The organism is Blautia segnis, from assembly GCF_014287535.1.
GTDB lineage: Bacteria > Bacillota > Clostridia > Lachnospirales > Lachnospiraceae > Blautia_A > Blautia_A acetigignens.
Genome location: NZ_JACOOT010000035.1, coordinates 14,915 through 38,790, shown reverse-complemented (window position 1 = coordinate 38,790; position 23,876 = coordinate 14,915). Strand labels below are relative to the sequence as shown.

At 46.5% G+C, this 23,876-nt stretch carries 20 protein-coding genes; 15 read left to right on the top strand and 5 right to left on the bottom strand.

Annotated elements, in window-relative coordinates:
- Positions 1 to 123: 123 nt before the first annotated feature.
- Positions 124 to 957 carry a histidinol-phosphatase HisJ family protein gene (locus tag H8S54_RS14860; protein WP_173766834.1) on the bottom strand — a complete coding sequence of 278 codons (834 nt, stop codon included), beginning with the start codon at positions 955 to 957 and terminating at the stop codon, positions 124 to 126.
- 287 nt (positions 958 to 1,244) lie between these two features.
- On the opposite strand from H8S54_RS14860, the gene gap reads away from it, so the two are divergent.
- The 4 genes from gap (at position 1,245) to H8S54_RS14840 (ending at position 6,667) form a co-directional block, all read left to right on the top strand.
- A complete protein-coding gene (gene gap, locus H8S54_RS14855) occupies positions 1,245 to 2,264 on the top strand; it encodes a type I glyceraldehyde-3-phosphate dehydrogenase (protein ID WP_117851616.1) in 1,020 nt (339 codons plus the stop codon).
- A 146-nt stretch (positions 2,265 to 2,410) separates the two neighbouring features.
- Positions 2,411 to 3,604: a phosphoglycerate kinase gene (locus tag H8S54_RS14850; protein WP_117851621.1), complete on the top strand. Its 1,194-nt coding sequence runs from the start codon at positions 2,411 to 2,413 to the stop codon at positions 3,602 to 3,604.
- Between the two features lie 147 nt (positions 3,605 to 3,751).
- A complete protein-coding gene (gene tpiA / locus H8S54_RS14845) occupies positions 3,752 to 4,504 on the top strand; it encodes a triose-phosphate isomerase (RefSeq protein WP_117851624.1) in 753 nt (250 codons plus the stop codon).
- A gap of 354 nt (positions 4,505 to 4,858) precedes the next feature.
- Positions 4,859 to 6,667: a Na/Pi cotransporter family protein gene (locus H8S54_RS14840; protein WP_117851628.1), complete on the top strand. Its 1,809-nt coding sequence runs from the start codon at positions 4,859 to 4,861 to the stop codon at positions 6,665 to 6,667.
- Positions 6,668 to 6,854: 187 nt separating this feature from the next.
- On the opposite strand, the gene H8S54_RS14835 is transcribed toward H8S54_RS14840, so the two are convergent.
- A complete protein-coding gene (locus H8S54_RS14835) occupies positions 6,855 to 7,157 on the bottom strand; it encodes a helix-turn-helix domain-containing protein (RefSeq protein ID WP_186901743.1) in 303 nt (100 codons plus the stop codon).
- 179 nt (positions 7,158 to 7,336) lie between these two features.
- On the opposite strand from H8S54_RS14835, the gene H8S54_RS14830 reads away from it, so the two are divergent.
- The 6 genes from H8S54_RS14830 to H8S54_RS14805 all read left to right on the top strand — a co-directional run bounded on the left by H8S54_RS14830 (position 7,337) and on the right by H8S54_RS14805 (position 14,886).
- On the top strand, positions 7,337 to 7,549 hold the full coding sequence (locus H8S54_RS14830) for a hypothetical protein (RefSeq protein WP_021926880.1): 213 nt from the start codon (positions 7,337 to 7,339) through the stop codon (positions 7,547 to 7,549).
- Between the two features lie 173 nt (positions 7,550 to 7,722).
- A complete protein-coding gene (locus tag H8S54_RS14825; protein ID WP_117851637.1) occupies positions 7,723 to 9,024 on the top strand; it encodes a homoserine dehydrogenase in 1,302 nt (433 codons plus the stop codon).
- Positions 9,025 to 9,157: 133 nt separating this feature from the next.
- Positions 9,158 to 10,699 carry a 2,3-bisphosphoglycerate-independent phosphoglycerate mutase gene (gene gpmI / locus H8S54_RS14820; RefSeq protein ID WP_021926878.1) on the top strand — a complete coding sequence of 514 codons (1,542 nt, stop codon included), beginning with the start codon at positions 9,158 to 9,160 and terminating at the stop codon, positions 10,697 to 10,699.
- Positions 10,700 to 10,909: 210 nt separating this feature from the next.
- Complete coding sequence (locus H8S54_RS14815; RefSeq protein WP_021926877.1) at positions 10,910 to 12,250, top strand: MATE family efflux transporter; 1,341 nt, start codon at positions 10,910 to 10,912, stop codon at positions 12,248 to 12,250.
- A gap of 336 nt (positions 12,251 to 12,586) precedes the next feature.
- Positions 12,587 to 14,557: a L,D-transpeptidase family protein gene (locus tag H8S54_RS14810; RefSeq protein WP_021926876.1), complete on the top strand. Its 1,971-nt coding sequence runs from the start codon at positions 12,587 to 12,589 to the stop codon at positions 14,555 to 14,557.
- A 32-nt stretch (positions 14,558 to 14,589) separates the two neighbouring features.
- Positions 14,590 to 14,886 carry a DUF3784 domain-containing protein gene (locus tag H8S54_RS14805; protein ID WP_021926875.1) on the top strand — a complete coding sequence of 99 codons (297 nt, stop codon included), beginning with the start codon at positions 14,590 to 14,592 and terminating at the stop codon, positions 14,884 to 14,886.
- 214 nt (positions 14,887 to 15,100) lie between these two features.
- Here the strand turns inward: H8S54_RS14805 and H8S54_RS14800 are convergent, their stop codons facing one another.
- Positions 15,101 to 15,715 carry an HAD family hydrolase gene (locus H8S54_RS14800; RefSeq protein WP_186901742.1) on the bottom strand — a complete coding sequence of 205 codons (615 nt, stop codon included), beginning with the start codon at positions 15,713 to 15,715 and terminating at the stop codon, positions 15,101 to 15,103.
- A gap of 207 nt (positions 15,716 to 15,922) precedes the next feature.
- Here H8S54_RS14800 and sfsA point away from each other — a divergent pair, with 207 nt between their 5' ends.
- The 3 genes from sfsA to H8S54_RS14785 are packed head-to-tail and all read left to right on the top strand — an operon-like array spanning position 15,923 to position 18,715.
- Positions 15,923 to 16,612 carry a DNA/RNA nuclease SfsA gene (gene sfsA, locus H8S54_RS14795; protein WP_117851644.1) on the top strand — a complete coding sequence of 230 codons (690 nt, stop codon included), beginning with the start codon at positions 15,923 to 15,925 and terminating at the stop codon, positions 16,610 to 16,612.
- Positions 16,613 to 16,646: 34 nt separating this feature from the next.
- The gene (gene mutY, locus H8S54_RS14790) at positions 16,647 to 17,702 is read left to right on the top strand and encodes an A/G-specific adenine glycosylase (protein WP_186901741.1); all 1,056 of its coding nucleotides are present in this window, start codon (positions 16,647 to 16,649) and stop codon (positions 17,700 to 17,702) included.
- Positions 17,699 to 18,715: a glycosyltransferase family 2 protein gene (locus H8S54_RS14785; RefSeq protein WP_186901740.1), complete on the top strand. Its 1,017-nt coding sequence runs from the start codon at positions 17,699 to 17,701 to the stop codon at positions 18,713 to 18,715. Before mutY ends, H8S54_RS14785 begins: the two co-directional genes overlap by 4 nt.
- A 100-nt stretch (positions 18,716 to 18,815) precedes the next feature.
- On the opposite strand, the gene H8S54_RS14780 is transcribed toward H8S54_RS14785, so the two are convergent.
- Together H8S54_RS14780 and H8S54_RS14775 are read right to left on the bottom strand one after the other, a co-directional pair.
- Positions 18,816 to 19,505: a phosphatase PAP2 family protein gene (locus tag H8S54_RS14780; RefSeq protein WP_117851652.1), complete on the bottom strand. Its 690-nt coding sequence runs from the start codon at positions 19,503 to 19,505 to the stop codon at positions 18,816 to 18,818.
- Positions 19,506 to 19,535: 30 nt separating this feature from the next.
- Positions 19,536 to 20,468 (bottom strand): diacylglycerol/lipid kinase family protein, encoded by a 933-nt coding sequence (locus H8S54_RS14775; RefSeq protein ID WP_173766847.1) that lies wholly within the window; start codon positions 20,466 to 20,468, stop codon positions 19,536 to 19,538.
- 175 nt (positions 20,469 to 20,643) lie between these two features.
- On the opposite strand from H8S54_RS14775, the gene H8S54_RS14770 reads away from it, so the two are divergent.
- Both H8S54_RS14770 and H8S54_RS14765 read left to right on the top strand, forming a co-directional pair.
- The gene (locus tag H8S54_RS14770) at positions 20,644 to 22,833 is read left to right on the top strand and encodes a DNA topoisomerase III (RefSeq protein WP_021926868.1); all 2,190 of its coding nucleotides are present in this window, start codon (positions 20,644 to 20,646) and stop codon (positions 22,831 to 22,833) included.
- 245 nt (positions 22,834 to 23,078) lie between these two features.
- Complete coding sequence (locus H8S54_RS14765) at positions 23,079 to 23,750, top strand: YkgJ family cysteine cluster protein (RefSeq protein ID WP_021926867.1); 672 nt, start codon at positions 23,079 to 23,081, stop codon at positions 23,748 to 23,750.
- The last annotated feature ends 126 nt before the right edge of the window (positions 23,751 to 23,876 follow it).

The following is a 23,876-nucleotide window of genomic DNA, read 5'->3' as shown; positions in this document are numbered from 1 at the left end:
CAGCTAAGAATAAGTTCTGGGCAATAGCCTGGATTACGAATATGTAAAAAAAGAAGTCGCGGGGTGCGGCTTCTTTTTTCATACGCATTCTGTGGCAAACATCAAACATTTTGCAGAAAGCATTCACAGCCTGATAAATTCCGGTTTCCTCTCTTTAAAAACCGTATAATATTCAAACCCGCATTCTTTCAGCACCTGCGCAGCCCTGTCAAAGTCATACCCAATTTTCTCCGGTGCATGGGCGTCAGCACCGATGGTGATGATTTCACCACCCAGCTCTTTATATCGGCGGATAATGGCAGTGCAGGGATTCGGTTCTCCAAGGCCATAGTGGTAGCCTCCGGTATTCACCTCAAGTCCCACATTTTTCTCAATCAGCTTTTTCAGGATCGCTTCCAAAATATCCTGGTATTTCTCATAAGAATAGAAACGGTTCTGGTTCGGACCGTAACGGACAATGTAATCCAGATGCCCGTAAGTATCCACCTCATCAAAAGCAGAAAGATTTTCCGGAATGGATTCGAAATATTCCCTGTAAGCCTGTTCTTCCTCCCTGCCCTGGAAAAATTCCGGGTAATAGGGATCTGCGCCGTGAACCAGATGGGAGGAACCGATCACGAAATCAAAAGGATATTTCCTCAAAAGATTGTGAAAATATTCGCCAAGATGAAGCTGCAGGCCGATCTCAATTCCAAAACGGATGCTGATCTGATCCTTATAAGCTTCCTTTAGCTCCATAAGCCGCTTATAGTAAGCCGGAAGATCAAGGGAGAATTCCAGGTCATCGGGAGTGGGGGGATAGTCCGGGTCCAGATGCTCGGTGAAACAGATCCCTTCAAGACCAAGTGCGATGGATCTGCGTATCATATCCTCAGTGGGAGTGTCAGAATCAGCGGAAAATGATGAGTGCATGTGGCAGTCCCACAAAATCGACGGAGATTTTTGCTGTATGTTCATGATGTCCTCCTTGAATTTGTAAAAAATAGGCTCCCTTTCTGTATGAAAAAAGGAAAAAAAGTGCGGATAAAAGAGGCCCCAGTGTCATAAAAGGGACACTGCCGGACCATTTAAAAGGAGTATACCATATTAGGGGATATTTGTGGCAATTTGCCTGTTATTTTTTTGAAAATGGACTTGAATTTTTGTTCAGAATTAGGTACAATACGCTATAGGTTGATGTTTCTTTCACAAAGATTGAAGCATTCACATAATTTTTACCATTTAATTCATAGGAGGAATTTATCATGGCAGTAAAAGTTGCAATTAATGGTTTTGGACGTATTGGACGTCTTGCATTCCGTCAGATGTTTGGTGCAGAAGGATTTGAGATCGTTGCTATCAACGACTTAACATCTCCTAAAATGCTCGCTCATTTATTAAAATATGACTCAACTCAGGGAAGATACGCTCTTGCAGATACAGTTGTAGCTGGCGAGGATTCCATCACAGTTGACGGAAAAGAAATCAAAATTTATGCAAAAGCTAACGCTGCTGAGCTTCCATGGGGAGAGATCGGTGTAGACGTAGTTCTTGAGTGTACTGGATTCTATACATCCAAAGACAAAGCTCAGGCTCATATCGATGCAGGTGCTAAACACGTTATCATTTCCGCTCCGGCTGGAAACGACCTTAAGACAATCGTTTACAATGTAAACCATGAGACTCTTACAAAAGAGGATCACATCATTTCCGCAGCTTCCTGTACAACAAACTGCTTAGCTCCAATGGCTAAAGCTCTTAATGACCTTGCTGCAATCAAATCCGGTATCATGTGCACAATCCACGCTTACACAGGCGATCAGATGACACTTGACGGACCGCAGAGAAAAGGCGATCTGAGAAGATCCCGTGCAGCTGCAGTTAACATCGTTCCGAACAGCACAGGTGCTGCTAAAGCAATCGGTCTTGTTATCCCAGAACTGAACGGAAAACTTATCGGTTCCGCACAGCGTGTTCCAACCCCAACAGGTTCTACAACAATCCTTACAGCAGTTGTTGAAGGAAATGTTACAAAAGAGCAGATCAACGCAGCTATGAAAGCAGCTTCCAACGAGTCCTTCGGATACAACGAGGACGAGATTGTTTCCAGCGATATCGTTGGTATGAGATTTGGTTCCCTGTTCGATGCTACTCAGACAATGGTTCTTCCACTTGAGAATGGCACAACAGAGGTTCAGGTTGTTTCCTGGTATGACAATGAGAACTCCTACACAAGCCAGATGGTTCGTACAATCAAACACTTTGGCAAACTTCTGAACGCTTAATCAGAAGACGAGTAGGGTTCGGATGCTGACAGGCTGCCTACGCGGTTCTGCAGTATATGAATAAGACTCAGAGAAGGGTCCGGTCTGAATAGGACCGGACCCTTTTGTCTGTATAAAGTTAATTTATAATAAGGAGGCATAACAAGATGCTGAATAAAAAATCTGTTGATGACATCAACGTAAAAGGCAAAAAAGTCCTCGTAAGATGCGACTTTAATGTACCTCTGCAGGACGGCAAAATTACAGATGAGAACCGTCTGGTAGCAGCTCTTCCTACAATCAAGAAGCTGATCGCAGATGGTGGAAAGATTATCCTTTGCTCACACCTTGGAAAACCGAAGGGAGAGCCGAAGCCTGAGTTATCTCTTGCACCTGTTGCAAAACGTCTCAGTGAGCTTCTCGGACAGGAAGTTAAATTTGCTGCTGATCCGGAAGTTGTAGGACCAAACGCAAAAGCTGCAGTAGCAGAGATGAAAGACGGAGATGTTATTCTTCTTGAGAATACACGTTACCGTGCAGAAGAGACTAAGAACGGTGATGAGTTCAGCAAGGAACTTGCTTCTCTTTGCGACGTATTTGTAAACGACGCATTCGGTACCGCTCACAGAGCACACTGCTCTAACGTTGGCGTTACCAAATATGTAGATACAGCTGTTGTTGGATATCTGATGCAGAAAGAAATCGATTTCCTCGGAAATGCTGTAAACAACCCTGAGAGACCATTCGTTGCTATCCTTGGCGGAGCTAAGGTTTCCAGCAAGATCTCTGTTATCAACAACCTTCTTGACAAGGTTGACACTCTGATCATCGGCGGCGGAATGTCCTATACATTCTCCAAAGCACTTGGCGGACATATCGGAAAATCCCTCTGCGAGGATGATTATCTTCAGTATGCATTAGACATGATGAAGAAAGCAGAAGATAAAGGCGTTAAGCTTCTTCTTCCTGTAGATAACAGAATCGGTGATGACTTCTCCAACGACTGCAACATCCAGGTTGTAAAACGTGGTGAGATTCCGGACGGATGGGAAGGAATGGACATCGGACCAGAGACAGAGAAGATTTTCTCTGACGCTGTAAAAGATGCGAAGACTGTTGTTTGGAACGGACCGATGGGCTGCTTCGAGATGCCGAACTTTGCTCATGGTACAGAGGCTGTTGCTAAGGCACTTGCTGATACAGACGCTACAACCATCATCGGCGGCGGTGATTCTGCAGCAGCAGTTAACATCCTTGGCTATGGCGACAAGATGACCCACATCTCCACAGGTGGCGGTGCATCCCTTGAGTTCCTGGAAGGAAAAGAGCTTCCGGGTGTAGCAGCAGCTAATGATAAATAGGCATTGAATACTTAATGAGGGCAAGCCACAGGCGCAGACCGAATTTAGTATGAAAGCCCACCTGACCACTTAATGAAAGCGAACCGAAGGTGAAGCTTGAATTTAGTGGACATGGTGATTCCGAAAAATAAAGGAGATTATATAATAATGTCTAGAAAGAAAATTATTGCCGGAAACTGGAAAATGAACATGACTCCAAGTGAGGCAGTTAAATTAGTAGAAACCTTAAAACCATTAGTAGCAAACGAAGACGTTGACGTAGTATTCTGCGTACCGGCTATCGATATCCTTCCAGTTGTTGAGGCTGCAAAAGGATCCAACATCCAGGTTGGTGCTGAGAACATGTACTTCGAGGAGAAAGGTGCTTTCACAGGCGAGATTTCCCCGAACATGCTCACAGATGCTGGTGTTAAATATGTAGTTCTCGGACATTCCGAGAGAAGAGAGTACTTCGCTGAGACAAGTGAGACCGTAAACAAGAAAATGCTTAAAGCATTCGAGCACGGCATCACTCCGATCATGTGCTGTGGTGAGACTCTTGCTCAGAGAGAGCAGGGTGTAACTATGGACTTCATCCGTCAGCAGGTTAAAGTTGGTTTCCAGAATGTTACAGCTGATCAGGCTAAAACAGCCGTTATCGCTTACGAGCCAATCTGGGCTATCGGAACCGGTAAAACAGCTACAACTGAGCAGGCTCAGGAAGTTTGCGCAGGAATCCGTGCTTGCATCGCTGAAATCTACGATGAGGCTACAGCAGCTGCAATCCGCATCCAGTACGGCGGATCTGTAAACGCTAAAACTGCTCCGGAATTATTTGCTCAGGCAGATATCGACGGCGGTCTTGTTGGCGGTGCTTCCCTCAAAGCTGAGTTCGGCGACATCGTAAACTACAACAAATAACCTAGATTCGTATCTCTTTAAATAATAGTAAGATATCTATATCTTACAAGTGTCCAAGCGTTGAAGACGCCATAATTCGCTATTCCGGTTTTGCCGGGAGCGTTTTATGGCGTTTTTGTTTTGATGCAGTAAGGAACTTTTAGCTAATTTTACCCAAAATACATTTTTTCCAGGCATAAAAAATTACGCTTTAAGATCAATCCAATATTGTAATCAGCTTATGATTATGGCATAATAGTTAAGGATACGTAAAAATTGAGAAAAATCCACGTTAATAGAAAACAAAATACTTGAGAAGAAAGGTCGCACTCATGCGAAGGAGCAGAGAGGGAAGCGACAACAGAGGAGTAAAACATGGCAATTTTTTCAATGGTTTTATCTTTGCTATGCGGAGTATCGTTTTTCTTATTTGGAATGTCATTGATGGGAGACGGACTGAAATCCGTTGCCGGCAATAAGCTGGAAGCTTTCCTTTACAAGATGACAAATACCCCGCTGAAGGGTGTTGCACTTGGAACCGGTGTTACAAGTGTGATCCAGTCTTCATCTGCCACAACGGTTATGGTTATCGGTTTTGTAAACTCCGGTATGATGAAGCTGAAACAGGCAATTGGTATTATCATGGGCGCAAATATCGGAACCAGTATCACAGGATGGATTTTGTGTCTGTCCTACATCCAGGGCTCCGGTGGAATTGCAAGCATCCTTTCCACAGCTACTATCTCAGCAGTCGTAGCTGTGATCGGTATTATTCTTCGTACATTCTGTAAGAGATCCGTACACAGAAATATCGGAAATATTATGCTGGGCTTTGCCATTTTGATGAATGGAATGCAGATGATGAGTGGAGCTGTTGCGCCGCTGCGTGAGAGTCCTGTATTTATCGATATGCTGACAATGTTTTCCAACCCCATTGCAGGTATCCTGGTAGGTATTGCGTTTACCGCAGTGCTCCAGAGTGCATCCGCTACCGTCGGTGTGCTCCAGGCACTTTCCGTAACCGGAATCCTTACCTTTGCAAGTGCATTTCCGATCGTTCTTGGTATCGGCGTTGGAGCTGCCTGTCCAGTACTGATCTCCGCAGTTGGAGCCAACAAGAATGGTAAAAGAACTGCCCTTGTATATCTGCTGAACGACCTGTTTGGCCTGATCCTGTGGTCCATTATTTTCTACACAGCGAATGCCATCGTTCACTTTGGATTTATGGATATGATCATGTCGCCTGTATCCATTGCCCTTCTGAATACGGTATTCCGTGTGGCAACTGTCGTTGTACTGTTCCCATTCATACCGAAGATCGAGCAGCTTGTATGCTACCTGGTAAAGGACAGTGCAGAGGAGCTGGAAGACGAGGCAGACTTCGATCTTCTGGAAGAGCGTCTGCTTAACTATCCTGCACTTGCTATTGGCCAGTGCCATCGTGCAATGAACGGCATGGCGAAGAAGCTTCGGAAGAATGTGAACAGAGCCATGAACCTTCTGAACGATTACCAGCAGGATAAATACGATAAGGTACAGCGGAAAGAAGACCTGATCGACAAATATGAGAGCCGTCTTGGGGAATACCTGATTCAGCTTACCAAGCGTGAGATGAACACAGCCCAGACTCGTCAGACCTCCCTTTATCTGCATACCATCAATGACTTTGAGCGAATCGGAGACCATGCTTCCTATATCGCGCATATGTCTAATGAAATGCATGATAACCACACTACCTTCTCTCAGACTGCATGGGATGAGCTGAATGTAGTTATGGACGCAGTCCGTGAGGAAATCAATATCACCTGCACTGCTTTCATGAATGATGACAAGGAAGCCGCACAGCGCGTTGCGCCCCTTGGCGTGGTAATCACCAGACTTTGCGATGAGCTGAAAATGCGCCATGCAGAGCGTCTCAGCCAGGGCAAATGCGGTCTGGAAGAGGGAACTGTATTCAGTGATATCCTGAACAGCTTCGGCCGTATTGCGTCCCATTGTGCAAGTGCCATGACCGCGCTTATGAAGAGTGATGATGAAACGACAGATATTCACATCCATAACTCCAAGATTTATCCCACTGACAGCCTTGAATACTACAGCTATTTCAAGGAATACAGACAGAAATACGACATTGGACCGGAAGTTGAGCACAAGCTCAGCATGGAACCGGAAGAAGTAGAATAAGCATACGAAATACAAAACACCGTCAGAGAAATGACCGGATAGAACCGGGAAATTTCTGGCGGTGTTTTTATATAACAACGTAAAAAGAAAAGTACAAACTGTTCTACAAAAGAATACAATAACAAATATCTGTGTATATAAAAATCATACACATTTTTGGATGATCGGCGTTATGTTCTCGAATATTTTATTTTTCGGAAGGCGTCTCCCCGTACTCTTTTTGCCTAGAAGCCCGGCTGTGATCGGCAGCCGCCGCTTTCCTCCGCATTTTTACATATTGCGTGTACTGCTCATCCGGCACATGCTCCACAATATCCTCAATGTTGCATTCCAGAATGGTGCAGATACGGTCAAGGGTAAAAATCTCAATGTTCTCATTCTTGCGGAACTTATGCAGCAGACTTTTACTCACCTCGTAATACGTATAAAGGTCATACTGGGAAATATGACGTTCTTCCATGGTTTTCCACAACCTGTCATATTTTATCATGATCAAACCCCATAACTGCGATTGTTCAAAGCAGCAGTCAGGCAGCGAACAAGCCCGAATCTGCAGCCAGGATCTACTCCTATTTATGAACAATTTGTACTTGATATATGTCTATTATCGGGGTAAAATTAAAAATATCATAGGGTCGTTATAAAGACCCTAAAAGGGAGGGAGAAGCATTGAAGAAAGTATTGGAGACGGGAATTGAAGTGGTGTTTGCAGGACTTCTGGCAGGATGCCTGTTTTACTGTATGGTAGCCGGAGCTGGAACAACTGCGTATGTGATCCTGGCAGCCATTTTGTCCATAGCCATTTCCGTAACCCTATGTGCCGGATTTCACTATATCAGGAAGCTGAAGAGGCAGCTGGAGGAGCTGGAAGAGAAGCAATAACCGGAAAACACATCGTTACTTCTGTTTTTTCTCCGAATCCCCATCTTGACAAATTCCACATTCTGCCATAGTATAGGAATCACACAGTGAAATGTTAATGTACGAAAGACAACTGTCTTTTTCACGCTGACGTTTAATGATTACAGAATCCTATATAAAGAAGGGAGTTCCCCATGGAAGAAAAAGTGATAAACGCGGCCCTTTTGGGGCTTGGAACAGTTGGAACCGGAGTTTACAAGGTTCTGAAAGGCCAGGAAGAGGAGATGACAACCAAGATCGGCTGCAAGGTCAAGATCCGTAAGATCCTGGTTCGAAATCTGGAAAAGGCAGCTGCGAAGGTAGACGATCCTGCAATGCTTACAAACAGCTGGGAAGAGATCAAGCAGGATCCTTCTATTGATATTGTGATTGAGTTGATCGGCGGAATTGAGCCCGCACGTACTTATATCCTGGACGCTCTTCATGCAGGCAAGCATGTGGTAACGGCCAACAAGGATCTGATCGCAGTCCATGGAAAAGAGCTTCTGGACGCAGCTAAAGCTTCCCATGTGGATCTGCTTTTTGAGGCAGCTGTGGCAGGCGGAATCCCCATTATCCGTCCTCTGAAGCAGTGTCTTGCAGGCAATCATATGAGTGAGGTTATGGGAATTGTAAACGGAACCACCAACTTCATTCTCACCAAAATGTCCCAGGACAACATGGAATTTAAGGATGCCCTGGCACTTGCCACCAAGCTTGGATATGCAGAGGCAGATCCGACAGCAGATATTGACGGATTGGATGCAGGTCGTAAGGTGGCCATTCTTGCCAGCGTAGCTTTTAATTCCAGAGTGGTATTTGATGACGTTTATATTGAAGGAATCACCAAGATTTCCGCCAAGGATATCCGCTATGCCAAAGAAATGGGCTGTGCTATCAAGCTTCTTGGCGTTGCACGCAACACAGACACCGGGGTAGAGGCTTACGTTTGCCCGATGCTGATTCCAAACGACCATCCGCTTGCAACGGTAAATGATTCCTATAATGCAGTTTTTGTTCACGGTGACGCGGTAGAGGACGCTATGTTCTTCGGCAGAGGTGCTGGTGAGCTTCCCACAGCCAGTGCTGTAGTGGGCGATATTTTCGACATTGTAAGAAATATAGTGGCAAATTGCTGCGGACGCATTGGATGTACCTGCTATAAACAGCTTCCTGTAAAAAGAATGGAAGATACTTACAACCGTTATTTCCTTCGCCTCCATGTGGAGGACCGCTGCGGTGTGCTTGCTGAGATGACAGAGGTTTTTGCCAAATATCACGTAAGCATTGCCCAGATCATCCAGCGCGACAGCCAGAGCCAGGACGACCATCTTGCAGAGGTTGTTGTGATCACAGCCAAGGTGCGGGAAGGCGATTTCAAGACCGCAGTCCAGGAACTTTCCAATAAATCCTCTGTAAAGCGTATTTCCAAGACAATCCGCGTTTACGGAAAATAAAATTTTGAAAAATTGTGATTGAAAAATTCCAGATTTTTGATACTATATATAAGGAGTAACAAACAAAAGAAAAGCTGCTGTTTCCCAGGGGATCAGCAGCCGGGAAATTTTTAATCGCATAAAGGAGAACATTATGAGCAAGAAACCAACGGTTTTAATGATTCTTGATGGATACGGCCTGAATGACAGACATGACGCTAACGCTGTTTATGAAGCAAATACCCCTGTCATGGACAAGCTGATGGCTGAGTATCCTTTTGTAAAAGGTAACGCAAGCGGACTGGCTGTAGGTCTTCCAGAGGGCCAGATGGGTAACTCTGAGGTAGGACATATGAACATGGGCGCAGGCCGTATCGTATACCAGGAGCTTACCAGAATCACCAAAGAGATCCAGGACGGTGATTTCTTTAAGAATGAGGCACTTCTTACAGCAATGAAGAATGCCAAAGAAAATGATTCTGCAATTCATTTTATGGGACTTCTTTCTGATGGAGGTGTTCACAGCCACATCACCCATCTTTTCGGACTTCTTCAGATGGCGAAGAATGAAGGACTTAAGAAAGTTTACGTACACTGCTTCCTTGACGGCCGTGACACACCTCCGGCATCCGGAAAAGGATATATCCAGCAGCTTCAGGCAAAGATGGATGAGCTTGGCGTAGGTGAGATTGGTGTTGTTTCCGGACGTTACTATGCAATGGACCGTGACAACCGCTGGGATCGTGTTGAGCTTGCTTACAACGCACTTACCAAGGGCGAGGGCGTTAAGGGAACAGATGCAGCTGAGGCTGTACAGGCTTCCTATGATGACGGCAAGACAGACGAGTTCGTTCTTCCGACTGTAATCGAGAAGGACGGCAAGCCGGTAGCTGTTGTTTCTGATAAGGACTCTGTTGTATTCTTCAACTTCCGTCCTGACCGTGCACGTGAGATCACCAGAGCTTTCTGCGACGATGCTTTCACAGGCTTTGCAAGAGAGAAGAGACTGGACCTCACATATGTATGCTTCACAGATTATGACGATACCATCGGCAATAAGCTGGTAGCATTCCACAAGGTTCAGCTTCACAACACATTCGGCGAGTACCTTGCAGCTCACAACATGACTCAGGCACGTATCGCTGAGACTGAGAAATATGCGCACGTAACCTTCTTCTTCAACGGCGGCGTTGAGGAGCCGAACAAGGGAGAGGACAGAATCCTTGTGAAGTCCCCGAAGGTTCCGACCTATGACCTTCAGCCTGAGATGAGCGCTCCAGAGGTTTGTGAGAAGCTTGTAGCAGCAATTAAATCTGAGAAATACGACGTGATCATCATCAACTTCGCGAACCCGGATATGGTTGGACATACTGGTGTTGAGGCAGCAGCAATCAAGGCTGTTGAGGCTGTTGATGAGTGCGTAGGCAAGTCTGTTGAGGCTCTCAAAGAGGTTGACGGACAGATGTTCATCTGTGCTGACCACGGTAATGCAGAGCAGCTGGTTGACTATGAGACAGGCGAGCCATACACTGCTCATACCACCAACCCGGTTCCATTCATTCTTGTAAACGCAGATCCGAAATACACACTTCGTGAGAACGGATGCCTTGCAGACATCATCCCGACCCTGATCCAGCTTATGGGCATGGAGCAGCCGACAGAGATGACAGGCAAGTCTCTTCTTGTTGAGAAATAAATAAAATTGCAGCAGCTGTCCAGATGCTGGACAGTTATGGAATATTGTGTGAAAACAGGGTGCAGCTTCCTATAGGGGCTGCACCTTTTTGTCCTCAAAAAGCATCCTGGAAAAATTTTTAAATTTCTTAAAATAGGGGCTTGAAAGTAAGTGGGATTTCGCCTATAATCGCTCTCAAACGATATTTTTTCTTATGGAGGAAAACTTAAAATGCAGACAGATATGACTGTGGGAAAGCCCATGAAAATGTTGCTGAATTTCACCATTCCTGTTTTTATCGGTAATGTATTTCAGCAGCTTTACAGTATGGCTGATGCGGTTATAGTAGGAAAGTTTGTAGGTACCAAGGGATTGGCGGCGGTAGGAGCCACAGGTACCATCACCTTTCTGATCATTGGTTTTCTGATGGGACTGACCACAGGATTTACCGTACTTACCTCCCAGAAATTTGGGGCAGGAAGAATGGATGAGATGCGGAAGACAGTTGGCAATGCAGCCATTCTTTCCGCCGTGATCGCGGTGATCATGACGGCGGTCAGCATGCTGGGAATGCACAGACTGCTGGTTTTCATGCATACACCGGAGGATATTTTTGACGGGGCATATGGCTACATTATGATCATCTGTGCCGGAATTTTTACCCAGGTGCTCTACAACCTGGTGTCCAGTGTCCTCAGGGCTCTTGGCAACAGCAAGACACCGCTGTATTTCCTGATTTTGGCAGCAGGCCTTAATATTGTATTGGACCTTGTGTTCATTATCTTTTTCCACTGGGGTGCGCCGGGAGCTGCATGGGCAACGGTTATTTCCCAGGGAGTGTCCGGACTTCTCTGCCTGGTCTACATCTGGAAAGCTGTTCCGGAGCTTCGCATGAAAAGAGAAGACTGGCATTTTAACAAAGACATTGCCGCGAAGCAGATCAGCGTGGGAATCCCAATGGGCCTTCAGTATTCCATTACAGCCATTGGAACCATGATGGTACAGAGCTCCCTGAATATTCTTGGTTCTTACGCGGTTGCAGCCTTTACCGCAGGAAATAAGATCGAGAATATTTTCACCCAGGCTTTTGTCGCTATTGGAACTACTATTTCTACATACAATGCCCAGAACATCGGAGCCAGAAAGCTGGACCGTGTGCGCCAGGGCTTCCGTGCAACAGATGTGATCGGATGCGCGTATGCGGTAATTGCAGGCTTCATTCTTTTCTTCGCAGGCAAATACTTCTCTTATCTGTTTATTTCAGATAATGCAGATGTGGTCATTCCTATGGTGGATACCTACCTCCGGTGCGTGGGAATGTTCCTGGTTCCGCTGTATGTGGTAAACTGCTACCGCAACGGCTTCCAGGGAATGGGCTACGGCCTTCTGCCTATGCTTTCCGGTGTGGCTGAGCTTGTAGGAAGAGGCGTGATGGCTGTTATTGCAGCGAATAAAAAGAGCTACACCATGGCGTGCATGGCAAGTCCGTTTGCATGGGTGGTTGCCACCGTGCTTCTGATTGTTCTTTACTTCTATGTGATGAAGGATATGAAGAAAAAACTGTGCCTGTAAGGTTAGACGTTTCATTACAGTGTGCTGCCGGGTACAGAGCGCGAATCGTGCCTGTAAATCTGGAAACACAGGAAAAATAAGGATTACAGGCATACATACAGAATATAATAAGATAGATGTGTCAGATGGAATTTTGTAACATTTTTCCATCTGGCACATTTTTTCTGTCTTTGGGGAAGAATATTTCTTTTACGTTGCAAAAGTTTGTGTAAAAGACAGAGGAAATATACATTTTAAGATGCAATTTGGAAAATATATGTTATAATAGAATAAGGTTTCGCTGTGAAGCGGCGGGACTTTGTTACAACGGTGTTTTTTTAGAGGAGAAATTTATACATGAGTAAGGACGAAAAGCGTACTCAGAGAGGCCCGGGAGGTTTCGAAGATAAAATAGATGCCGCCATGGCAGACCTGGAAGTGGATCTGGATGATGAGTTCCATGGGGCAGATTTTTTTGATGAAGAGGATACGCAGTCATCTGAGGATGGGGATTTCGATTCCTGGGATGACACAGATGAGGCCGATGATCAGGAGGACTCCGCAGAAGAGGATTACGAGGAAGAATATCCGGAGGAAGAGGAATACGATTCGGAGTATTCAGATGAATTTGAGGAGGAGTCTGAAGCGGACGATGACGAGGAGGAGTCTGAAGAGTTTGATGAGGAAGATGATTCCTATGATGATGAATCAGATGTCCCACAGGAGCGTGAGCTTCAGGTAGAAGAATTTTCCACAAGGTCCGGTCGGAAGAGAAGCCGCAGGGAGAAGAAAGAAAGTACTCAGAAACAGAGCGCCCGCCCCGCATCTCGTTCCGCTAGACCCACCAAGATTGCCTATGTTCCTATTTCTGAAGAAGAGCTGGACGAGAAAATCGTTCCCATCCAGAAAAAGAAGCATAAAGGCCTGAAGGTGACCGGAATTATTGCGGCCATTCTTGCAGTGACAGCAGGCTGTGCATATGGTGCAGTGACCTATTATTATGCGGACCGCTTTTTCGAAGGAACCTATATCAATGGGATCGACTGTTCCAACAAGACTGCCTATGAGGTGGAGCAGGCAATTGCCAGCACAGTGGAGGCTTATTCCATTGAGGTAACTTCCAGAAATCAGGATCCTCAGACTATCAGCGGAAGCCAAATTGGCTACCAGTACATGTCTGACGGTGAGGTACTGAACCTTCTGAAGCAGCAGAAGCCTTATGAGTGGGTGCGCGGCTTTATGGAGACAAGAAGCTACAACACACAGGAGAATGTAACCTTTGATAAGACTCTTCTCCAGAATGAGGTGAAAGCCCTGAACTGTGCCCAGCCGGAGAATCAGGTGGAGCCGGAGAATGCCTATGTGGCAATGAATGGGGATGAATTTACCATTGTTCCGGAGACTGAGGGAAGCAAGCTGAAGGTGAAGGAAGCCTATAAGGCATTAGATGCAGCCATTTCCGGCAGCCAGACCAGCATTGATCTTGGCAGCACGCCGGATGTGTATGCAGTGGCAGCCGTGACCAGTGAGGATTCCACGCTTCAGGCAACAAGAGATGCTTATAACAACTACACCAAGGCGAGCATCACCTACACTTTTGGTGATCAGACGGTGACCCTTGACGGAAGCACACTGAAGAACTGGCTGCAGTTTGACGAGAAGGGACAGCTGGTACAGGATGACGCATCCTTTACCCAGCATGTGAAGGACTTCGTGGCACAGCTGGCAAGCGAGCACAATACGGTAGGAACTACCCGTTCTTTCAATACCACAAGCGGCAGAACCGTTTCTGTATATGGTTCTGCATACGGCTGGAAGATTGACCAGGACGCAGAGGCTGCACAGCTGACGGAAGAAATCCGTACTGGAACACAGACTACCCGTGAGCCTGTTTATTCCATGAGAGCCAATGCCTACGGCTACAATGATATTGGAAGCACTTATATTGAGGTGGATCTGAGCAGCCAGCACATGTATTATTACCAGGGTGGCAGCATCATTTTTGATTCTGACATTGTTTCCGGTGATATCCGTTACGATGACAGAGCAACCCCTCCGGGAATTTTCACCCTGTATTACAAGAAGAGCCCGGATGTGCTCCGCGGTGCGAAGAAGCCGGACGGCACTTATGAATATGAGACTTCGGTTACCTACTGGATGCCGTTCAATGGAGGAATCGGCTTCCACGATGCTACCTGGCAGGCTTACTTCGGAGGAGACCGCTACACCTATGCAGGCTCCCACGGATGTATCAACATGCCGCTGGATGCAGCAGCAACCTTATACAGCATTATTGATACCAATGTGCCGATTGTTTGCTTTTACTAATTGATAACAAAAGAAGTGGAGAATAAGTTACTATGAATATGGATTCCTTTGATTTGATCCTGACTGTAGCAGCTCTTGTAATGGGAGTAATGCTTCTTACCGGTCATGGAGATATTCTGATGAAAGGCGGAAATGCCGCCGAGCGTAAGAGACTTTACGACGAGAAAAAGATTCAGCTGATTTCCGGTGTGACATTACTCATTTTCGGAGTTCTCACCGGACTGGATATGCTGATCAAGAGCTATGTGTATGATATTATTTACCTGGTACTGGTAATTGTCATCTTCATCGCTATGGTAGTTCTGATTCGTAAGAAATGTAAGAAATAAAACGTAAAAGCGCCTGCATCTCGGGAAAAGTTGGATGCAGGCGCTTGTTCTTTTGTAGAAAGTACAGTTGTCCATAGTCATGATAGATAGTGGAAAGCAACGAAAGAGTACTTCAGCCAGAAATACTTTTTTCAAAAAGTAGTGATGAAAATGGAAACTTTGTTAGAAGTATCCTTTGGCAAAAAAATTGCAAGCTGACATTATTCTGGAAAAATCAGAATAATGTCAGCAGATCCATCGGCTTCTCAATCACATAATCCGGTGTATCCACCTGCCCAAAGCCATAAGAGGCAAATACAAATGGCACTTCCGCCTCCTGACAGGCCTGGTAATCCCCGAAGGTATCACCCACATAGACAGGTGCCTTCAGCTCATATTTTTTCGCAATTGTCTGGATATTGGCAGCCTTAGCCTCGCCTGTATCCCCCGGGCAGAGATGTCCTGTGAAATACTTTCCAAACCCTGTTTTTTCAAATACAAGCTCAATATATCCAGCCTGGCAGTTGCTGACCACAAAAAGTGGATAGCGCTTACTCAGTTCCCTCAGGGTATCTTCAAGCCCTTCATAAACCGGCGCCCCTTTTTCTCTCAAAAGTTCATGCTCTGCATGGCAGCAAAGGTCAATGATTCGAAGCTGCTCAGCCTCTGTCTGATCGGGAAGAATCGCTTTCGCAATATCCGGAAGCAGTCTTCCGAAAAGCCCCTTCAGCTGATCCGCCGTCACCCGGATGTCAATCTTTTCTTTCTCCAAAACTTCATTCCAGGCCTGCGCCACAACATCTGTGGAATTCCATATAGTACCGTCAACGTCAAAAATAATACTGTCCATTAGAGGTCTTTAGTCCTTTCTGGTGTTTTTACACTGATTTCATTTTATATAGGAAGTTTAAAAAATGCAATGTTTTTATTTAGATAATTTTTAGCTGGCTTTTTGCGGATTTTATGTTATGATAAGAAAGTCAGTTACTGTTTTTGACCTGTTGGTCAGTTTTTGGCAGGATCAGATTACATGTCAGACAGTAACGCGAGGTGAATCATGAAATACGAAAATATTACAGAAGGCCGTTTTCTTGACCGTCCCAATCGGTTTATTGCCCATGTGGAGATTGGCGGGCAGATCGAGACGGTTCATGTAAAGAACACAGGCAGATGTAAAGAGCTTCTGGTCCCAGGGGCGCAGGTCTTTTTGGAAAAGAGCGGCAACCCGGCGAGAAAGACAGCTTACGATCTGGTCTGCGTCAATAAAAGCGGACGCCTGATCAACATGGATTCCCAGATTCCCAATAAAGCAGCGCTGGAATGGGTAAAGGCAGGTCATCTTTTCACGGAAGAGGTTCAGGTGACGCCTGAGAAAACCTACGGCAATTCCAGGTTTGACCTTTACGCCTGCTCGGACAGAAGAAAGGCTTTCATCGAAGTGAAGGGAGTAACTCTGGAAGCTGATAACGTAGCGCGTTTCCCAGATGCGCCTACCGCAAGAGGCGTGAAGCATGTAGAAGAGCTGATTCGCTGCATGGAAGACGGCTACGAGGCATATCTTCTTCTGGTAATCCAGATGAAAGGAGTCACAAGGTTCGAGCCTAACTGGGATACCCACCGTGAATTCGGGGAAACCTTACAAAAGGCGCAGAAAGCAGGCGTGCACATTCTTGCTTACGACTGTCTGGTAGAACCGGACCGCATGGAGATCCAGGACCCTGTGCCTGTCCGTTTGGAAAGAGATTAGTGCCATTCTATGGCAGTAATTTGGAGGAAATAAAATGACAGATGAGTTTATACAGCCTCTTCTTGGGTGGTACGATGAGAACAAGCGGATTCTGCCCTGGCGTGATCAGCATAACGCTTATTACACCTGGGTGTCCGAGATCATGCTCCAGCAGACCCGTGTGGAAGCTGTAAAGCCCTATTTTGAACGATTTATCCGGGAGCTTCCTGACATACCAGCCCTGGCAGCCTGTCCCCAGGAGAAGCTTCTCAAGCTGTGGGAAGGCCTTGGCTATTACAGCCGCGTCCGCAACATGCAGCTGGCAGCCCAGGAGATGGTAGAAAAATATAATGGCAAACTTCCTGAAAACTTTTCCCTTCTTATCTCGTTAAAGGGGATAGGGAGTTATACAGCGGGGGCCATTGCCTCCATTGCCTACGGCATTCCCGTGCCGGCTGTAGATGGAAATGTTTTCCGCGTGGTAACCAGAATGACAGAGGATTCCGAGGACATTACGAAGCCAGCCTTTCGTAAGAAAACAGAAAAAGCGCTCCAGGAAATTATTCCTGTGGATCGTCCAGGAGATTTCAATCAGGCTATGATGGAACTTGGGGCAGTGGTGTGCGTCCCCAACGGACAGCCCAAATGTCTGATTTGTCCAGTGCGGGATTACTGCCTTGCAGGACTTCACGGAACCATGGAAAAATATCCGGTAAAGGCCCCGAAGAAGCCCCGAGTCATAGAAGAGCGCACAGTCCTTGTGATCCAGGATGGAAACTGTACCGCAATCCGCAAACGCCCTTCCAAAGGCCTTCTTGCCGGATTATACGAGCTTCCCAACACAGAAGGCTACTTAAGCCGTGAGGAAGCCCTGGACTATGTAAAAGACCTTGGCACAGAGCCCTTATATATAGAAGAATTGCCAGATGCCAAGCACATTTTTTCCCACATTGAGTGGCGAATGAAGGCATACCTGATCCGTGTGTCATCCTTAGAACAGACACACGCCCCAGGCATTCTTTTTGCAGATAAAAAAGAATCAGAGAGAAACTACGCCATCCCTTCCGCGTTTGGCGCATATGCGAAGTACATGAAGGAGGAAATTCAATGAAATTACTTAGTATAGCAATTCCATGCTACAATTCCGAAGCTTATATGGAGAAATGTATCCAGTCTCTTCTTCCGGGAGGAGACGAAGTAGAGATTCTTGTAATCGATGACGGTTCCAAGGACAGAACTGCAGAGATCGCAGATCAGTATCAGGAGAAATATCCGAACATCGTCCGCTCCATCCATCAGCCAAACCTTGGCCACGGCGGCGCCGTAAACACCGGTATCCACAATGCCCAGGGTCTCTATTTCAAGGTAGTAGACAGCGATGACTGGGTAAACGAGGAATCCTACAAAGAAATCCTGAAAACTCTGGAGAACCTAGTAAAGGGCTCAAAGACCGTAGACCTTCTCATCAGCAACTTTGTATATGAGAAGCAGGGCGCAGCCCGCAAGAAGGTCATGCAGTACCGCCACTGCCTGCCAGTGAACCAGATCTTCACCTGGAACGAAGTAGGACATATGCCTAAAGGAAAATATCTTCTCATGCATTCCATGATCTACCGTACCCAGTTGCTCCTTGAGTGCAATCTGACTTTGCCAGAGCACACTTTCTATGTAGACAATATTTTTGCATTTGATCCACTTCCATATGTACAGAACATGTACTACCTGGACACCAATTTCTACCGCTACTTCATCGGACGTGACGATCAGTCTGTCAATGAGGCTGTTATGATCCGCAGAATCGACCAGCAGCTGCGCGTAAACAAGCTGATGGTCAATTCCTACACAAGCTGCGGCAGCATGAACAAGCGGGCAAGAGCCTACATGATCAGCTACCTGGACATCATCACCACCATTTCCTCCATCATGCTGATCCGCTCCGGCACCAAAGAAGCCCTCGATAAGAAAAAAGAGCTTCTCGAGTACATCCGCTCCACCAACCGTGTCCTTTACGGAAAACTTCGCCACAGCCTTATGGGCAACTTCATGAATCTCCCAGGCCGAGGCGGCCGCCGTGTCTCCGTAGCCGCCTACAAGATCTGTCAGAAGTTCTACGGCTTTAATTAACAATCCCCAGGGCGCTCGCTTCAGCGAAGCGCCCGTTTTTAGTTAATAGGACAAAAAAGACGCGCCCTCCAATTCCTGGAGGTTCGCGTCTTTCTCATCTTTAGTAGCGTTTCCCGCGTTTATTCCGTCCAAATCTCTCTACAGCCACATCCCGTGCTTCTTCCCCCGCCTTCTGCGGATAAAAAAACAAATACCCAAACAGCGCCAATGTAGCCCCACAGCAAACATCAATCACAGAATGCTGCTTCAAAAACATAGTAGACATGATGATCAGCAAGGTCAGAACCAAAGAACCATACCGAATGGCCTTCTTATCCCGAAGCGCCTCACAATTAGTCAGTGACATATGAATCGCCAGAGAGTTAAACACATGGATACTAGGAAGCACATTGGTCGGCGTATCCGTGCGATACAGCCACCGAACCGCGTCCGTAAACACATTCTCCCTAGGAAACTCCAACGGTCTTAAATGCAGCACATTGGGATACACATAAGACACGATCAGGAAAATGGTCATACCCATCATCATGTTGAAAACCAACTGATAATATTCTTTCTTATTCTTGTTCTTGAAGATGAAGTATAAAACTGTGACAACCTGATATGGAAACCATAACAGATAAGGGACAATAAAATACTCGCAAAATGGTATGTAATCATCAAAAACAGTGTCAATTGCATGGAATCCACGTACCGGTCTGTGCTCCAGATACCCGAAAAACATCAGGTAAACAATTGCATATACAAGTATGATCAGACCATGCTTATATTTCTTAATAAATTGTGCCAAGTCTTTCACTCCTTTTTCAAATCGTGGAGATTATACCACAGGTAAAATGATTTTTAAAGGCTTTTTTTCAATAGAAACTGTTAAATCCTGGCGGATTCCGCCGGATTCCCCATCAATATGGACGGGAAGAGCATTCTCGCTGTGAATATGAATGTCCCTGCAGGTCATAATATGTATCCCTTTAATTCCCGTATGCTTTCCGAAAAAAGCAGTAGGCAGGCAGAAAAGAAGCTTCAGCTTCCCAACGCCCTCCACCAGGATCATATCCAGCTGTCCGTCATCCGGCCGTGCATCCGGGCAGAACTTAAACCCGCCGCCCTCATATCTCTGATTCATAACTGCCGTAAAATATACGTGATCATAGGAAAAAGTATTCTCCCCATCCAATGTAACCGTCATTTTCCCCGGAGAAATAAAAATCAGCTGCTTTAAGGCAATAAAAAGATAGATCAGCTTTCCCAGTCCAAGACGATTGAACACCTTCTTAAGGGGAGTAGCAAGCACCTCCTGGCAGACTCCCGCGTCATATCCGATTCCTGTGCTGATGCCGAAATGGGACTTCTTTTCCCCGCAGATCAGATAAGGAACATCCATAGGAGCAATGCGCTCTGCCTTTAAAATATACTCAAGAGATTCCATAGGATCAAAAGGCAGTTCCATGCTTCTGCAAAAATCATTGCCCGAGCCTGTGGGAATGTAGCCGAAAACCACCCGGTCAAAATCTGTGATCCCGGTAAGCACCTCCTGAATGGTGCCGTCCCCTCCAATTGCGATCATATAGACGGGCTCAGAATCGATCCCAAGTAAAGATGCCTCAGAAGCAATCTTTGTAGCATGTCCGGAATATCTTGTAAGGCAGTACTGGAAAGAAATTCCCCGAAGCAATAACTGCTGGTGGAGCTGGTCCCAGATGATACGTCCCCTGCCGGAGTGGGAATTTGGATTAACGATAAAATAATACATAATGTCTCCCTGTGTCGCTTTCTGGTTTCATAATAACATTGGACAGGCCGTATTACAAATTAATTTTGAAAAAATATCGTTAAAATTTTCTAAAGTATGTTATACTGTTTCTTATGACTTTCTTATGAAGGACTTAAGATTTTCCCTGATAGAATTTGATTTAGGAGTAAGGAATATGAAATCACTGGTAATCGCAGAGAAGCCGTCTGTTGCAAGAGACATTGCCCGCGTCCTTGGGGCAAATCAGAAAAACGGCGGCGTTCTGGAAGGAAAGAAATATGTAGTCACCTGGGCACTTGGCCATCTTATAACCCTGGCGGACCCGGAAGAATACGATAAGAAATACGAGAAATGGGAAATGTCCACCCTTCCCATGATGCCAAAAGACATGAAGCTGGTAGTGATCCGCCAGACCGGAAAGCAGTTTTCCGTGGTGAAAACCCAGCTTTTCCGAAAAGATATTGAAGAAATCATCATTGCCACAGATGCCGGCCGTGAGGGCGAGCTGGTTGCCCGCTGGATCCTGGAAAAAGCTGGCTGTCACAAGCCTATTAAGAGACTGTGGATCTCTTCTGTCACAGACAAGGCCATCAAGGAAGGCTTTGCCAATTTAAAAGACGGACACGCCTACGACAACCTTTACCGCGCCGCTGTTGCAAGAGCAGAGGCTGACTGGCTGGTGGGCATGAACGGCACAAGAGCGCTGACCTGCAAATACAACGCCCAGCTTTCCTGCGGCCGTGTGCAGACTCCCACCCTTGCCATGATCGCCAGAAGAGAAGAGGAAATCCGCCAGTTTACCCCAAAGGAATACTACGGCGTTTCCGTGGAAACCCAGGATGTGAAATGGACCTGGCGGGATGAAAAAACAAAAAGTTTCCGCACTTTTTCCAGGGAAAAGGCAGAAGAAATCCGCAGGAAAACCGAGACTGCCAGTCTGGAAGTGACCAGAATCGAGGAAAAAACCAAAAAGTCCATGGCTCCCGGTCTGTACGACCTGACCACTCTTCAGAGAGAAGCCAACCAGAAATATGGTTTTTCCGCAAAAGAAACATTGAACATTATGCAGCGTCTTTACGAGAATCACAAGGTGCTCACCTATCCGAGAACCGACTCCAGATACATTGGAAAAGACATTGTCCCCACCATCAGGGAAAGACTGAAAGCCTGCGGAATCGGTCCTTACCGGAAGCTTGCAGGGGCGCTGATGAACAAACCCGTACAGGCGAATTCCAGCTTTGTGGATGACAAGAAGGTCAGCGACCATCATGCGATCATCCCAACAGAGCAGTTTGTGCAGCTGGATCACATGACAAACGAGGAGCGGAAGATTTACGACATGGTTGTGCGCCGCTTCCTTGCCGTTTTGTATCCGCCATTTGAGTACCAGCAGGTAACAATGGAAGCAAAAGCAGCCGGGGAAACCTTTGCAGCCAGCGGCAAAGTGGTAAAAAGCCAGGGCTGGAAAGAGGTTTACGAGGGCGGTGATCAGGAGGAAAGCGAGGAGGACGAGGAGAAATTAAAGGACCAGCGCCTTCCCAAAATGCAGACAGGCCAGAAGCTGAAGGTTCTGCGTGCTGCGCTGAACACCGGCAAAACCAAGCCACCTGCACGCTTTACAGAAGCAACTCTTCTTGCAGCCATGGAAAATCCGGTGAAATTTATGGAGACCCGTGACAAAGAAGCGGTGAAAACCATCGGCGAGACAGGCGGCCTTGGCACGGTTGCCACAAGAGCGGATATTATAGAGAAGCTTTTCCACTCCTTTATGATGGAGAAAAAAGGCAATGAGATCCACATTACATCAAAGGCCAAACAGCTTCTGGAATTGGTTCCCGAAGATCTGAAGAAGCCGGAACTGACTGCAGACTGGGAAATGAAGCTGTCCCAGATTGCAAAAGGCAAGATCCGTCAGGGCGATTTCCTGCACGAGATCCGGGACTACACCTGCGAAATCGTGGACGAGATCAAGTCAGGAGAGGACACTTTCCGCCACGACAATCTCACCAACAAGGTCTGCCCACGCTGCGGCAAAAAGCTTCTGGCTGTGAACGGCAAAAACAGCAAAATGCTGGTCTGCCAGGATCGTGAGTGCGGCTACCGTGAGACCATTTCCCGTACCACCAATGCCCGCTGCCCCAAATGCCACAAGCGCATGGAAATGTACGTAAAAGGCAAGGAAGAGACCTTCATCTGCGCCTGCGGCTACAAGGAAAAACTGTCTGCCTTCCAGGCAAGACGCAAGAAGGAGGGCGCAGGAGTTGGCAAACGGGATGTGCAGAACTATCTGCGCAGGCAGCAAAAAGAGGCCAATGAGCCTGTAAACAACGCATTTGCCCAGGCCCTGTCCGGGATTAAACTGTAAGCTTTAGAAGGATATGAGTGTCAAAAGGTCTTTTGCCACTCATTTGATACCCCGGATTGCGACCCAGCTACGCTGCTCCCGCAATCCTCCAAATATTCGAAATCCGCTGATTTACTGCGTAAATCGCTACTTTCTCATATTTGGCGTGTCCCAAGTTCAAAAGCCTTATCGTGCAAGCACGAACGGCTTTTTGACCTTTTGACACTGGTATCATTAGAATTATATAAAGAAAGAGGAATTTGCATATGCGCCGAGAAGTATCTTTGGAGGAGATTTCCGACGGAAGACTTTATGAATTAAATGATATGGTAAAGGCAGACTGCCAGGACTGCGCTGGCTGCCACGACTGCTGCGAGGGAATGGGAGACTCCGTAGTGTTAGACCCTATGGATGTGTACCGTTTAAGCCAGGGCCTTGGAAAAAGCCCTACAGAGCTGGTAAGCGCCGGATGGATCCAGTTTGACGCCATGGACGGAAACATCCTTCCCCACCTTTGCATGACCGGGAAAAACGAAAGCTGCGTGTTTCTAAACGACCAGGGAAGATGCCGGATTCACAGTGTCCGTCCTGGATTTTGCAGGCTTTTCCCGTTGGGACGCTACTATGAAAACGGAAGCTTCAAGTATTTTCTGCAGATCCATGAATGCAAGAAGACCAACCGGAGCAAAATCAAGGTAAAAAAATGGATCGACACCCCGGAGCTTCGCAAATACGAGAAGTTCGTAGCAGACTGGCATTACTTCCTGCTTGATGTGCAGGAGGTGCTTTACGGTGCCACAGATGCCCAGCTGATCAAGAATCTGAACCTTTATGTGGTGAACCGTTTCTACCTGAAGCCTTATGAAAAAAATCAGGATTTCTATGAGCAGTTTGAAGAGCGGCTGAAAGAGGGCAGGCAGCTCCTAAGCCTTGCCTGAAGGCAGGGGACTGCCCCTGACACCAGAAAAAGAAAAGAGTATAGAAAAACTCCCGGAACTCTCACGAGAACCGGGGGTCTTTTATTTTTAGTTTGCAGTATTCCATTAGAAGCTTTGGGAGGGACT

Coding starts and splice junctions, on each gene's coding strand:
- H8S54_RS14860 (WP_173766834.1), bottom strand. CDS start 957: ATGAACATACAGCAAAAATCTCCGTCGATTTTGTGGGACTGCCACATG.
- gap (WP_117851616.1), top strand. CDS start 1,245: ATGGCAGTAAAAGTTGCAATTAATGGTTTTGGACGTATTGGACGTCTT.
- H8S54_RS14850 (WP_117851621.1), top strand. CDS start 2,411: ATGCTGAATAAAAAATCTGTTGATGACATCAACGTAAAAGGCAAAAAA.
- tpiA (WP_117851624.1), top strand. CDS start 3,752: ATGTCTAGAAAGAAAATTATTGCCGGAAACTGGAAAATGAACATGACT.
- H8S54_RS14840 (WP_117851628.1), top strand. CDS start 4,859: ATGGCAATTTTTTCAATGGTTTTATCTTTGCTATGCGGAGTATCGTTT.
- H8S54_RS14835 (WP_186901743.1), bottom strand. CDS start 7,157: ATGATAAAATATGACAGGTTGTGGAAAACCATGGAAGAACGTCATATT.
- H8S54_RS14825 (WP_117851637.1), top strand. CDS start 7,723: ATGGAAGAAAAAGTGATAAACGCGGCCCTTTTGGGGCTTGGAACAGTT.
- gpmI (WP_021926878.1), top strand. CDS start 9,158: ATGAGCAAGAAACCAACGGTTTTAATGATTCTTGATGGATACGGCCTG.
- H8S54_RS14815 (WP_021926877.1), top strand. CDS start 10,910: ATGCAGACAGATATGACTGTGGGAAAGCCCATGAAAATGTTGCTGAAT.
- H8S54_RS14810 (WP_021926876.1), top strand. CDS start 12,587: ATGAGTAAGGACGAAAAGCGTACTCAGAGAGGCCCGGGAGGTTTCGAA.
- H8S54_RS14805 (WP_021926875.1), top strand. CDS start 14,590: ATGAATATGGATTCCTTTGATTTGATCCTGACTGTAGCAGCTCTTGTA.
- H8S54_RS14800 (WP_186901742.1), bottom strand. CDS start 15,715: ATGGACAGTATTATTTTTGACGTTGACGGTACTATATGGAATTCCACA.
- sfsA (WP_117851644.1), top strand. CDS start 15,923: ATGAAATACGAAAATATTACAGAAGGCCGTTTTCTTGACCGTCCCAAT.
- mutY (WP_186901741.1), top strand. CDS start 16,647: ATGACAGATGAGTTTATACAGCCTCTTCTTGGGTGGTACGATGAGAAC.
- H8S54_RS14785 (WP_186901740.1), top strand. CDS start 17,699: ATGAAATTACTTAGTATAGCAATTCCATGCTACAATTCCGAAGCTTAT.
- H8S54_RS14775 (WP_173766847.1), bottom strand. CDS start 20,468: ATGTATTATTTTATCGTTAATCCAAATTCCCACTCCGGCAGGGGACGT.
- H8S54_RS14770 (WP_021926868.1), top strand. CDS start 20,644: ATGAAATCACTGGTAATCGCAGAGAAGCCGTCTGTTGCAAGAGACATT.
- H8S54_RS14765 (WP_021926867.1), top strand. CDS start 23,079: ATGCGCCGAGAAGTATCTTTGGAGGAGATTTCCGACGGAAGACTTTAT.